An 11,712-nucleotide genomic window follows, 5' to 3' on the forward strand; every position below is an offset into this window, starting at 1 on the left:
ACGGCGGTGCCGTCAGCTCCTGCGTTCGTCCGCGCTGCCGGTGATGCCGCCGAGCACGCCTTCGCCGGCGTCGGCGCTGAACAGCTGCTCCAGCTCCAGGCGCGCGTCGCGCGTGGCCTGCATCAGCGCCGCCTCGTCGTCCTGCACCAGGTACTGCGCCGCCAGCAGCCGGTCGTCGTGCTCGGCGAACCGTTCGGCATGGTCGCGGGCCACGTCCGGCGCGACGCCAAGCTCGCGCAACACGTCTTCGCCCATGCGCAGGCTGGAGTGCAGCATCTCGCGGATCGCCTTCGCGCCCAGGTCCATCAGCTGCCACGCGTGGCGGCGGTCGCGGGCGCGCGCGTAGACGACCGCGTCCGGGTACAGCCGGCGGATCGTGCGCACGGTGTGCAGGCTGTCCTCGATACCGTCGATCGCGATCACGAACACCTTGACGTGCTGCGCGCCGGCCGATCGCAGCAGTTCGGGCTTGGCCGGGTCGCCGTAGTAGATGACGTTGCCGAACCGGCGCACGAAGTCGACCTGCTCGACATCGTGCTCGATCGCGATGAACGGCGTGCGGTGCGCCGCGAGCAGGCGCGCGACCACCTGGCCGAAGCGGCCGAAGCCAGCGATCAGCACCTGCGGGTGGCCGTCGGGCACCGAGTCGAACGCCCGCTTCGGCGCCGCAGCCGGTGCGCCCTTGGTGATGCGGTCGATCGCGATAACCAGCAGCGGCGTCAGCGCCATCGACACGCCGACGACCGCGACCAGCCGGTCGCGCAGCGCCGGGTCGATCAGTCCGGCCTTCAGCGCTTCGCCGAACACCACGAACGCGAATTCGCCGCCGAGCGCGAGCACCGCGCCCAGCCGCAGCGCTTCGTGGCGGTCGAGACCGCCGGGCATGCGGCCGACCGCCCACAGCAGCGCGAACTTGATCGACAGCAGGCCGACCACGAGCGCGGCGATGAGCAGCGGCTCGGCGGCGACGCGCTGCAGGTCGATGCTCATGCCGACCGCCATGAAGAACAGGCCGAGCAGCAGGCCCTTGAACGGCTCGATCTGCGCTTCGAGCTCGTGGCGGAACTCCGAATCGGCCAGCAGCACGCCGGCCAGGAACGCGCCGAGGCCGGCCGACAGCCCGGCGACCTGCATCAGCCACGCGGCGCCGAGCACGGTCAGCAGCGCGGCGCCGGTGAACACCTCGGGCATCTGCGAGCGCGCCACGATGCGGAACAGGTGGCGCAGCAGCAGCCGCCCGCCGAGCACCAGCGCGACGATCGCGCCGACCGCCTTGGCCACCGCCAGCACGCCCAGCTCGCCCTCCGGCGCCGCGGCGCGGCCGAGCAGCGGGATCGCCGCCAGCAGCGGGATCGCCGCGAGGTCCTGGAACAGCAGGATCGCGAAGCCGAGCCGCCCGTGGTCGGCGGTCAGCGCCTTGCGCTCGGCGAGCAGCTGCAGGCCGACCGCGGTCGACGACAGCGCCAGGCCGAGGCCGACCACGACCGCGCTCTTCCAGCCCAGGCCCGCCGCCATCGCCGCGCCGCCGAGCACCAGCCCGGTGACGGCGACCTGCGCGCCGCCGGCGCCGAACACCGGCTTGCGCATGACCTTGAGGCGCGACGGCGACAGCTCCAGCCCGATCACGAACAGCATCATCACCACGCCGATTTCGGACGCCGCCAGCACCGGCTCCGCGTCGCCGACCACGCGCAGGCCGAACGGCCCGAGCACCACGCCGGCGGCCAGGTAGCCCAGCACCGCGCCGAGGCCGAAGCGCCGGAACACCGGCACGGCGATCACCGCGGCCAACAGGAACACCAGGGCGAGATCGAGACCGCTGCCGTGCATGGACACCTCCGAGGCGCCGATTATGCGCCGCCGCCGACGGCGGCTCGCGGCCGTGCCGCGACCGGTCGCTGCGCTATGCTCGGCGGCACAACGGGGAACACAGGGAGGGTGTCATGGGGATCCGTGCATGGACGTGCGCCGCGGCGCTGGCGGTGGGCCTCGTCGCAACGGCGCCGGCAGCGGCGCAGGGCCCGGCGGCGGTCCGCAAGCAGGTCGAGTCGAGCGTACTGGTGACCGGCACGATCGACCTGCGACAGGACGGCACCGTGGCCGGGCATGCGATCGACCACCGCGACCGGCTGCCGAAAGGCGTCGCCGCGATGGTCGACCGCCACGCCGGCAGCTGGCGATTCGAGCCGATCGTCCTCGACCGGCCCGGCCAGGTCGGACGGGCGAAGATGAGCGTGCGCGTGGTCGCGCGCAGGCTCGACGACGGCAACTACCTGGTGCGGCTGGCCGGCGCGAACTTCGGCACGCCGCGCGACGGCGATCCGGCTGAGCGCGTGTCCGCCGCGGCGATGGCGCCGCCGCGCTACCCGCAGGACGCCGCGCGCGCGGGCGTGTCCGGCACGGTGTACACGGCGCTGAAGATCGGTCGCGACGGCCGCGTCGAGGACGCGATCGCCGAGCAGGTCAACCTGCGCTACATCGACAGCGAGAGCGGCATGCAGCGCTGGCGCGACCGCCTGGCTCGGGCCGCGCTGGCCCGGGCACAGGAGTGGACGTTCCGGCCGCCGACACGGGGCGAGGACGCCGACGACGCCTTCTGGTCCGTGCGCGTGCCGGTCGACTTCGAGCTCGCCGGCGACACCGCGAAGCGCGACGAACCCGGTCGCTGGCAGGCGTACGTCCCCGGCCCGCGGCAGGCGATCCCGTGGGCCACCGAACCCGACCACGGCGGCGACGCGCTGGTCGCCGGCGGCGTGTATCCGGTCGGCGGTGGTTTGCGCCTGCTGACCCCGCTCGGCGGCGGCTGAGCGGCAGCTGCCGGCCCTTTTCCCCGATCCGCTCGCGGCGAACACCCGCTGCTCGACCTGACGATCTCTGGAGAATTTCTATGGCACTGGACGTTTCCCTCGCCTGCGGAGCGTGCGCGGCAGTGCGATTGCGACATCCTCGGCGGGACGGCCGCGAAGCCAGGATCGGTGGGATGGCGACCCGCGCATGGATCTGTGCCGTGGCGATCGCCGTGACGGTGGGGGCGAGCCTCGTCGCGATCGCGCCGGCAGCCGCCCAAAGCGCGGCTACAGTGCGCAAGCAGGCAGAAGCGAGTCTGCTGGTGACCGGCACGATCGACCTGCGTGCCGACGGCACCGTCGTGCACCACGCCCTCGATGAGACGGCTGCGCTGACGCCGGCGCTGCGCGACATGATCGCCACTGCCGCTGCCGGATGGCGTTTCGAGCCGGTGACGCTGGACCCGGGCTCGCAGATCGGTCGGGCGCGCATGAGCCTGCGGCTGGTGGCCACCAAGCAGGGCGAGGACCAGGTCGCGGTGCGGATCGACAGCGCGAGCTTCGGCCGCCGGAGCGTGGGCGCCGATCGTCCCTGGAACGAGTTGGACGAGGCCGAACGCGCGCGCTGGAAGCGCGACATGGCACCGCCGCGCTATCCGCAGGCGGCGTTGCGCGCCGGCGCCGGCGCGACGGTGTACCTGGTCTTGAAAGTCGCACCGGATGGCGCCGTCCAGGACGCCGTCGCCGAACAGACGAACCTGCGCTTCGTGGCCAGCGAACCGGTGATGGCCAGATGGAGGCGGCAGTTCGAGCAGGCCAGCGTGGCCGCGGCCCGCGAGTGGAGGCTCGCGCCGCCGGACGCGGAAGAACTCAGGGAAGGCGCGTTCGCCTCGGTGCGCGTGCCGGTGAGCTACTTCCCACCCGGTGCAACCGATGTGTTGGGGCGGGGCGGCTGGGAGGTCTACGTCCCCGGCCCGCGCACGATCGCACCGTGGCTGCTCGGGGAGCCCGCCGGCAACGATGCGCTGGTTGCCGGCGAGACGTATGCCGTCGGCACCGGGCTGAAGCTGCTGACCCCGCTGCAGCCGCAGGGCTGACCGGGAATTCGCGTCGGCCGGTCCCGCCGGCCTGCCGCGCCGCAAAAACAAACGCCCCGCAGTGCGGGGCGTTTGCGTTGCAGCGGTCGACCGGACTCAGCGCTTCATCGAGCTGAAGAACTCGTCGTTCGACTTGGTGGTCTTCATCTTGTCGAGCAGGAACTCCATCGCGCCGATCTCGTCCATGCCGTGCAGCAAAAAGCCCTTGTTTTTTAAGGGTCTATAGCCCGCCATGATCCGGGTGGGGGTCAAGGTCGGGGGTCAAGAATCGCGCTCGTCACCTCCCCAGTCAACCCGTTCCCATGGGCTTCGGGACGGGGGAATGTCACCGGCTCCCGCCGGTCCCGCGTCCGCTTTCGTCGGCTTGTGTCGGCTCTTGCAATCAATTGCACGGTTGGTTCCCGCCGCCCCCAGCGTTGGGTGTTGTGAAATTGCAATCAATTGCAAATCCTCGCCGCTGTCACTCGTCGAGAGACCATTAGGAGCCGCCGCAGCTGGCGCCGCGCCGATATGATCCAGGTCAGGGGAAGGAGTAAAACGGCATGGGGATGGATGGCTTGACGTTGGGCGAAGTGGCCGGGCGGATTTCTCGCTACTTCGCGGATTTTCTGCAATCGGACTTCAAGAAGTCGCAGGCGCCGCGGCGGCGCCTTGTCCTGACCACCGAGTCTGGGTTTCGGGCCGGCATGCGCGCCTCACCCTATCCGAGTCTGGACCGCGACCTGTGGGCGCTGCTCGGCCGCCCCAGCGGCGAGGAGTTGACGCTGCAAGTGACGCCACGCAAGTACATGCGCCCGATCAGCGCGGTCCTGCGCAAGGTGATCGAGGAGCAGGTCCGGGCCATCCCCGATACCGCAATTACAACTGTCCGCCACCATCTCGTCGAGAAGGCGCGGGCTACGTACCCCAAAGCGGTGAACAACCCTGAGGCGTGGGTCGAGTCGACTCAGGCCGAGTTGGCCGCCGAGATCGGCACCCAGATCATCCGGCCGTTGATCGCCCACCTCGACGGCCCGCTGCGCCAGCAGGCGTACTGGATCATGGACTCCTTATATGCGGCTGAGATCGACCTGATCGCCCGCGTTGGCGGCGATTTGGACCGGGTCCTGCCCGAAGTGTTGGCGAAGCTGCTCGCCACTGAGGACGTGACTCCGCTGGCCCAGGCCAGCGAGCATTTCCTTACCGCGGATGGGACGCGCGAGGCCCTGCTCGGCTTCTTTGAGAATTTCGTCGCTGCCGATGCCTTTCTCGAGTTCCGCGATCTAGAGACCTACGTCACCACCGCGGACGACCTACAGCTGTATCTCTACGTCGGCTCGCTCAAGTTCCGCGGCGTCACTTTTCCGCTGTTTTACTTGCCAGTGCAGGTCGATCGCTCGACGGACGGCAGTGTCTACACCCTGCGCCTAGTGAATCACCTGTTTGCTAACCGCCGGGCGATCGATTTCGTCCTGCAGGAGCTGTCGGCCGGTCTGCAGCGCGAGTGGGTTAGTCCAATCACGGAGCGCATTACCTACCTGACCCCGGAGCAGTCGGTTTTTGAAGTGGCGCGCACCCTGTTCCGCCGGGTGGCCAACGCGGTCGACTTGGGAGGGCAGATCGACCTGTCCTCGACGGCGCCGGACGCCGCGACTGCCAGCGTGTCGCTGTCCAGTGCCCTCTATCTGGCCGCGTTCGAGAGCTCGGACGAAGCACTGATCAACGACTACGAGGAAATCATCGACCAGGCCCTCCGGGGAGGCTCCGCAGTGGTGGACCTGTTCAAGGGCATCGTCGGCGGTGTGCTGATGGAGAACCCCAAGTCCATCGCAGCCCAAGTTGAGCGCGATTGGGACGCGCTTCCCCTGGTCGACCGGATGGTGTTCGACTCGCCCATTCCCCTCAATGAGGAGCAGCGCAAGGTGCTGCTGGCTGTGCGCAATCCCGAGGGCATGATCGTGGTCGTGTCGGGCCCGCCGGGCACCGGCAAGAGCCACACGATCACCGCAATCGCGGCGGACTGCGCGTTCAACAAGCGCTCCTGCCTCATCCTGTCGGATAAGACCGAGGCGCTGGACGTGGTCTACGAAAAGCTATCGGAGGCCATGTCGCGGGTGCGGCATGACCGCGACTTCCCGAACCCGCTCTTACGTTTAGGCCGCGAAGCTACCAACTTTAAGCGCCTGACATCCAGCCAAGCGGTCACCCAGATCAGCTCCTACGCCAAGGCCATGAAGGCGAACCAGCAGAAGCTGGAGGACGAGCGGCAGGAAACAACGGCGAGTCTGAAGGCTCAGATCGCCAAGACGGTGGAGACCTTGGGGTCGGTGTCGCTCGCTGGTGTCCAGGCCATGCACCAGGACGAAGTCGCGATCGCTGCGCTGGCGCCGGCTGTGCTGGCCCCACTGGTGGCCGTGACGGACGCCAAATACTTGCCTGAGCTGGATCAGATCGCCCCGCAGCTTGACGGACTACAGGACTACTTCGTCGGCGTATTTGAGGAAGGCGATTTCACCCCGGCATCGCTGTGGGACCGGGTCCGCCGGGACGAAATGCTGCAGGACTTCGCGCTGACCACCGACACGGCGCATTGGGCACTGTTCGAGCGGTTGGATGCAGCGCAGGTGCGGTCGCTCGGCGCCACCCTCATGGCCTACGCGCAACTGAAGATGCCCGTCTTCGGCTACCTATTCAGGGGTGGCCGGGTTCGCGAGCTCGAGCGCCAGCTCAACCAGCTGCCGGCGACGCAGCCGCTGCTGCTGAAGACCCATGCCGAGACGCTGGGTCGCATCGTGCCGGACGCCAACAAGTTGAGGATCAAGCTGGAGGAAGTCGGGCTCCAGGCCGTGTTCCCCGAGTGTTACCGGCTCCTGTCGCGGCGTACAACGATCCCGGAGGCCGCCGCCGGCGCCGCTAAGACAATCGCTTTGCTCCGTCGGATCAATCCGACCATCTTGGACGCGCTGCTCGAGCAACCCAAGGATGACGCGCGCCTGTGGCCAATGTCTGTGCGGTTCCTGGCTAGCTGGCTGCGGACCCGGCAGGCCTTCGTCGAAGCGCCGGAGATCGACTATGTCGGCACGAAGACGCAGCTCGAGCGCCTGAACACTTCTGTGATGAACGCGCACGTCGACGGGCGCCTCATTCATTTCATGGACAATTATCGGTCCGATGCCAAGGCGTTGGCCGGTGTCATCACACACCGCCAGAAGTTCCCCGAGGAAAAGTTCGGTCAGGTGCGCGAGAGCTTTCCGGTGATCATCGCCAGCATCCGGGAATTCGGCGAGTTCATGCCGCTCGCACCGGACCTCTTCGACGTGGTGGTTATCGACGAAGCCTCGCAGGTCTCGGTGGCCCAGGCGCTGCCGGCGTTGCTGCGCGCCAAGAAGATCGTGGTGCTGGGCGACGAAAAGCAGTTCTCGAACGTCAAGTCATCGAACGCCAGCATCGAGCTGAACGAGAAATACCGGTCTGACCTAGTCCACTATTTCCGCAACCACGTCACCCAGCAGGCCGATGTGCTGCAACGGCTGGCGATGTTCGACGTCAAGCGCTCGATTCTGGAATTCTGCACGGCCGCAGCGTCGTACACAGTCATGTTGCGCAAGCACTTCCGCTCGTATGCCGAGCTCATCGGCTACTCGTCGCGGACCTTTTACAACGGCCAACTTCAGGCGATCAAAATCCGTTCGGTTCCGCTCGATGATGTGATCCGCTTCAACCAGGTTGAGGTCGGCCGACACAAGGTTACCCGCGTCACAAACGAGGCCGAAGGTCAGTTCATCCTCGAGCGCCTGCTGGAACTGCTCGAAGACGAAGACCCGCCCACAGTTGGCATCATTACCCCGTTTCGGGATCAGCAGGTCTATCTCACTAAACTGCTGCATGGGCACGCCAAGGGCTGCGAGTTCGAAAATCGGCTGCGCCTCAAGGTCATGACGTTCGACTCCTGTCAGGGCGAAGAACGCAACATCATCTTCTACTCAATGGTGGCCACGCCCGGCAACGACGCGCTGAACTACATCTTCCCCGTCGCGATCGACAACGCCCAGGAGGCGGTGGAGGAAAAGCTCAAGGTTCAGCGCCTCAATGTTGGCTTCAGCCGTGCGCAGGAGATGGTCTGGTTCGTGCATTCAATGCCACTGGACCAATACCGAGGCACGATCAGCCAAGCCCTGGCCTACTATGCCAACGTGCTGGCCCGCAAGCAGGCCAGCGCCGAGCAGACCGACCAGTCGAGCCCAATGGAAGCGCGCGTCCTCGAGTGGCTTTACAGCACCCCTTTCTACCAATCCAACGAAGAGCGCATCGAGGTAATTCCGCAGTTCCCGGTGGGGGAGTACCTGCGGCAGCTGGACCCCACCTATCAGCATCCGGCCTGGCGCTTGGACTTTCTGCTGACCTATCAGGGTGACAAGGGGCCGGTCCAGATCGTTATCGAGTACGACGGCTTCCAGCACCACTTCCAAAGGGGCAAGGCGGTTCACGTCGGCAATCACGAGCGCTACCTGGTCGAAGCCGACGTGGAGCGTCAGCTGACGCTGGAGAGCTATGGTTATCGGTTCCTCCGCATCAACCGGTTCAACCTCGGCACCGATCCGGTCGCGACCATGTCTGACCGCCTTTTCCGTCTGGTCGAGATGGCCGGTGGCGCGCCAGTGTCCGCCGCAGTGCTCGAGCTGCAAGCGCAGGCGGCGGGCTTGGCGAGCAAGGACCTCAAGCCCTGCACGCGCTGCGGCGAGATCCTGGAGCAGGCACAGTTCTTCGATCCGGCCCTTAAAGGTGGCGCTGGTGGTCACGGTCGCATCTGCATGCCGTGCAAGGCCACTAGCCAGCCGGAGCCGACGCTGACGCGTAGAGGTCGCCGCCCCGGCCGCTGGCGCTGACAAAGCAAATCGTGAGCTCATTCAGGTGATTGGCATGGCCCAACTAGCACGGCTTTAAATTAGGGGGCGCAGCATGGGGTTCTATCTTCGCAAGAGCATCAGCGTCGGTCCGTTCCGCTTCAATCTTTCCCAACATGGCGTCGGCGTGTCGGCGGGCATTAAAGGACTCCGCATCGGAACTAGCCCTCGCGGCAACTACGTCCACATGGGGCGCGGTGGCTTGTACTACCGAGCGACGCTGCCCGCCACGCCTCGGGTACGTCAGCCGCGCCCGGCTGTGCCCGGCTCGATGGATCCGCCCATTCCCGCCGGCACTCATGCGGCGCTCGAGGATATCGAGTCGGCGGATGCGTCCACCATTGTGGATTCCTCCTCGCGCGAGTTGCTGGAGGAGATGAATGCCAAGCAGCAAAAGGCTCGTCTATGGCCGACCACCGCTATCGGAACCGGTGCGCTGACGGTCCTGGGATTGTTGGGCTCCTGGCCGATAGGCGTTACCGGTGCGGCCCTGGGCCTCGGCCTCGCGCTGACGTATGCCGCCTCCATGCGGGATGCGCTGGCGAAAACGGTGGTCCTGTTCTATCACTTCGACTCCGAGATGGAGCGCGCCTATGCTCAGCTCCATGCGTCAGCCGAGAAGATGGCGAAGGTCGCGGCCGTTTGGCACATCGAAGCACAAGGCGCCGTCCACGATCCCAAGTACCACGCAGGCGCAAGTAGCCTCGTCCGTCGCAAGGCGACAACCGTGGCACGCGCATCGCCCCCGTACGTCAAGACAAATATTGAGACCGTCGCCGTGGCGGTTGGTCGCCAGACGCTACATTTCTTCCCAGACAGAGTCTTGGTGTACGACGCAAGCAGCGTGGGGGCAGTCGGCTATCGCGAACTCCGACTGGCAGTCCAATCCGCGCGCTTCATTGAGGACGGTACACCGCCTCACGATGCGACCGTGGTCGATCGGACATGGCGCTACGTCAACAAGTCGGGCGGGCCCGATCGACGCTTTAGCAACAACACCGAGTTGCCCATCTGCCTGTACGACGAAGTCGCGCTGTCCAGCACGTCCGGACTCAATGAGGTAGTGCAATTGTCACGGAATGGCGTCGCCGCTGACTTCGTCAGTGCGGTTGCCGCACTCGCCCGGGTCATGCCCGTCGAGCCTCGAAATTCCTAGGCCTCAGATCGGAGTCCGCCTTGGCGTCCGAAGAGATCCTGCGGTTTCACCAACTTCCCGTGAAGCAGCGTGTCCACGCTGCTTTGTAAGGTGGCTTCACCAGTGGCCTCACGTCGGTCCAGCGCACTAGCGCTGCAATCATCGGGCATTCGGTCGTGTTTGCGATTCTGTGGTCTACGCAGGAGTTACCACCCCCTGAACTTGCAATCAATTGCAAATTGGCCCTCCCCAAGTAGCAGGCCGCCGCAGTCCGCCGACCGCGTTGCCTGGACGGGACGCAACCGCTCGGATCCCGGATCCTCAGGGGAGGCCGAAGACGGACAGCTCAGCCGGGTTGAAGAGCACAGGATCTCGGCCCAACGCCACCTGCGAAGGCACGATCTGGCGGGCGAACACGCGAGCGAACGCTTCGAACTCGAACACTTGGTTGGGCTTGTTGTTCAATAACAGTAAGCGGGTCATTGTGACGTCACCCGCGTCGGATCCTTGTGCGAGCGCTTGCTCCCAATGCGAGCTGACCGCCTCCCGCATTGCGACGCTGTCACAGTAACCCCGCGATACAACGGACGCGCCGTTGGCGAACTCGACGTACAGCGGCGCCTTAAAGACCAACCCGGCCGCTTGTTCGTCCCATCGTGCGGCGCCGTCGACTTTCGCGTAGTACAGCTCGGCCAGCGTCCCGAGTGCGTACGCAAGGTCCTCGTCGCTCACGGGCAAGCAGCGCAGTCCGTTCCAGAGCGTCCGGCTTGCTTCTGACAGCGTCGCCATCAGGGCAGCGTGCGGCGACCCCGAAAAGCGCCAGTCGATGGCGCGGCCCCGTAGCCCGGATTCCTTGCGAAGCATAGAGGCGATCGCTACAGACACCTGCTTGCCTACTGTTGGCGTATTAGGGCCTGCACGCAAGTGGAGCGAAATCTGCGGTCCGACAGTGGTGTCGAATCGCTCGATCGCGTGCTGGGTCCACCGCGCGAGCAGTTCCTGCGGCCATTTCGCAGGCTGCTGCCCAGCGACAGGGGTGGTGTCTTCGGCTTCTTCCGTAACGGTAATCCATGCAACCGGGCTATCACGTAGTAGCTCGCGCGCGTGCATCAACCCCTCGCGTCGGCGCCGCACGGAAAGATACTCGTCGAGTCGACGCTCTAGCGGACTCTTGTGCGCCGGATAGATCTGGTCCCGCTGCGGATATGCCGGATATCCGGTCCACGGAAAGACGATGCGGTCCAGATCGTAAATCGTGTACCAGGGGTGGTTCGCGTAGATGAAGCAGCCATGCTGTGCCTGCAGCCGCCAGAGGTTCGACACGTCGATAGAAACCGCCTCCAGCTGGAGTTCGGGCTGGATCTCCTTCCAGTCCTCGTAGAACCTAAGGAGGTCTTGGGTCTGCAGGCAGTAGATCACCGATTCCGTGCCGGGCTGTGGGGCATCAAGCGCGTCGGCAGAGAAGAAGCCCGCGATGCTCGGCTCCGTCGTGAAATCGATGTACTGGGTCGGCGTGCCATGGTGCTGGAGGATGGCGCACGCCGCATCCTCCCCTCCGACCTGAGTGACATAAGCGAGCTCGGGCACGGTCGCGGCCCAGTCGATGAACGCCCCCAAATCGGCTATATACGAATCCTGGGTGATGGACCCCTCCCTCAACCTACGCTCGAGCGTCGACGCGGGAGGCCAGCATTGCACCTGTCCGCGGAACCAGTCGTACTCGCCTCGCGCCTTTAGATCGGCGGCGAGCTCGATGGCAGCCTCCACATTCTCAACTCGCATTACACGCATATATCGGTTGCCCTAGAAAT

The 11,712-nt window shown here is 65.9% G+C and carries 7 protein-coding genes; 4 read left to right on the plus strand and 3 right to left on the minus strand.

From position 1 onward, the window contains the following. Positions 1-12: 12 nt before the first annotated feature. Positions 13-1,830: a monovalent cation:proton antiporter-2 (CPA2) family protein gene (locus D3A60_RS01745; RefSeq protein WP_119716984.1), complete on the minus strand. Its 1,818-nt coding sequence runs from the start codon at positions 1,828-1,830 to the stop codon at positions 13-15. A 113-nt stretch (positions 1,831-1,943) separates the two neighbouring features. On the opposite strand from D3A60_RS01745, the gene D3A60_RS01750 reads away from it, so the two are divergent. Next, positions 1,944-2,807 carry an energy transducer TonB gene (locus tag D3A60_RS01750; protein ID WP_119716985.1) on the plus strand — a complete coding sequence of 288 codons (864 nt, stop codon included), beginning with the start codon at positions 1,944-1,946 and terminating at the stop codon, positions 2,805-2,807. A gap of 173 nt (positions 2,808-2,980) precedes the next feature. Beyond that, positions 2,981-3,883 carry an energy transducer TonB gene (locus D3A60_RS01755; protein WP_119716986.1) on the plus strand — a complete coding sequence of 301 codons (903 nt, stop codon included), beginning with the start codon at positions 2,981-2,983 and terminating at the stop codon, positions 3,881-3,883. A gap of 96 nt (positions 3,884-3,979) precedes the next feature. Here the strand turns inward: D3A60_RS01755 and D3A60_RS14430 are convergent, their stop codons facing one another. Continuing rightward, positions 3,980-4,135 (minus strand): hypothetical protein, encoded by a 156-nt coding sequence (locus D3A60_RS14430; protein ID WP_157981370.1) that lies wholly within the window; start codon positions 4,133-4,135, stop codon positions 3,980-3,982. Between the two features lie 290 nt (positions 4,136-4,425). Here D3A60_RS14430 and D3A60_RS01760 point away from each other — a divergent pair, with 290 nt between their 5' ends. After that, positions 4,426-8,748, plus strand: coding sequence for an AAA domain-containing protein (locus D3A60_RS01760; protein ID WP_119716987.1), 4,323 nt, complete (start codon positions 4,426-4,428; stop codon positions 8,746-8,748). A gap of 73 nt (positions 8,749-8,821) precedes the next feature. Continuing rightward, positions 8,822-9,922, plus strand: a complete 1,101-nt coding sequence (locus D3A60_RS01765; protein ID WP_119716988.1) for a DUF4236 domain-containing protein — start codon at positions 8,822-8,824, stop codon at positions 9,920-9,922. 300 nt (positions 9,923-10,222) lie between these two features. On the opposite strand, the gene D3A60_RS01770 is transcribed toward D3A60_RS01765, so the two are convergent. Further along, positions 10,223-11,683, minus strand: a complete 1,461-nt coding sequence (locus D3A60_RS01770) for an FRG domain-containing protein (protein WP_157981371.1) — start codon at positions 11,681-11,683, stop codon at positions 10,223-10,225. Between the last annotated feature and the right edge of the window lie 29 nt (positions 11,684-11,712).

Source organism: Cognatilysobacter tabacisoli (genome assembly GCF_003586305.1).
GTDB lineage: Bacteria > Pseudomonadota > Gammaproteobacteria > Xanthomonadales > Xanthomonadaceae > Cognatilysobacter_A > Cognatilysobacter_A tabacisoli.